The organism is Pseudoalteromonas sp. P80D2, from assembly GCF_036680945.1.
GTDB classification, from domain to species: Bacteria; Pseudomonadota; Gammaproteobacteria; order Enterobacterales; family Alteromonadaceae; genus Pseudoalteromonas; species Pseudoalteromonas shioyasakiensis.
Genome location: NZ_JAZDAR010000005.1, coordinates 1 through 1,251, shown reverse-complemented (window position 1 = coordinate 1,251; position 1,251 = coordinate 1). Strand labels below are relative to the sequence as shown.

Sequence of the window (1,251 nt, the reverse complement as noted above, 5' to 3'; positions counted from 1 at the left end):
ATATGATCTGACCCCGATAAAGTAGACACGGGGTTTAATTAACTTGTTCGTACTGCATGGGACTTTTATACCCTAGGGTGCCATGCCTTCTTACTGAGTTGTAGTATTTTTCAATATAAAAATACGTTTGTGTTGTCATTTCACTACGACTCAGTTCATTTAAATTCTTTATCCACTCCTTTTTATACTGTGCGAAGAAGCTTTCTGAGCACGCGTTATCCCAGCAGTTGCCTTTTCTAGACATACTCACTGTGACACCTCTATTAGTTAACCACTTCACTGTTTCCTTTGCGACATACTGAGCTCCTTGGTCTGAATGAAAGAGCAAGTTCGCACCATCAGGTTTACGTGCTGACCATGCTTTTCTCAGTGTTTTAATAACTAACTCGGCGTTGTTTATACGGCTTGTTACCCAGCCAACAACCTTACGAGAATACAAATCAAGGATGACGCATAAATACTGCCAACCATCCTTACAGCGTACTTGTGTGATATCTGATACCCACACGGTATTTGCTGTATCAACATTAAACTGACGCCGTAATAAATTACTCGCTTTGATTGTACCTTCTATCTTCGCGCGACTTGTATAGCGTCTCTTACCTGATTTTGAACGATAGCCAACGCTTTGTAACAGCCTCTGCACACGTCCTTTACTGCAATCAAAGCCATGTGCTACCGCTGCTTCCCAAAGCTTTCTATAGCCCGGGATACAGTGCTCTTGGTCGCTAATATGCTTTAGAAACTTAAGTAACGAACTGTTCTCTTTCTGGCGTGTGCTAGGTAATTGCTTTAACCATTTATAATACCCAGCCGGCGACACAGATAACCAACTGCACAACTTTTTCACTGTGCGTTTGGCGTCTGTGACCTTGTGGATATATTCGAACCTTATTCTTTTAGGCTGTCGAAGTAGACCTTCGCCTTTTTTAAAACGTCATTCTCCAACTGAGCATCTTCGAGTTGCTTCTCAAGCTTGCGAATTTGGCGCTCTAAATCTGTGTATGATTTGTCTGGGCCTTGGTTCTTAAGTGGCTTTGCCGTTTTCTTTTTCGAGGTCATGTGACTTCTCCAACTTGATAGCATGTCAGGATGAATTCCGTATTTATTCGCGACCATCTTAACTGTATCTGTGGTGTCTAACGACTCTTGAACGACTTTTATTTTAAATTCGAGGGAATATCTACGCTGTGACTTTACTTTCATGATTACTGACTCCAAAAAGGTGTCTACTTTTATGGAGTCAGATCA

At 41.6% G+C, this 1,251-nt stretch carries 1 protein-coding gene; it reads right to left on the bottom strand.

What is annotated here, in order from left to right; translation table 11 throughout:
* Nucleotides 1-34 precede the first annotated feature (34 nt).
* A protein-coding gene (locus tag VRK28_RS00040) for an IS3 family transposase (RefSeq protein ID WP_332393063.1) occupies nt 35-1,206 on the bottom strand; the annotation gives its coding sequence in 2 pieces (ribosomal slippage) (nt 35-933 and nt 933-1,206; 1,173 coding nt in all).
* Nucleotides 1,207-1,251 lie beyond the last annotated feature (45 nt).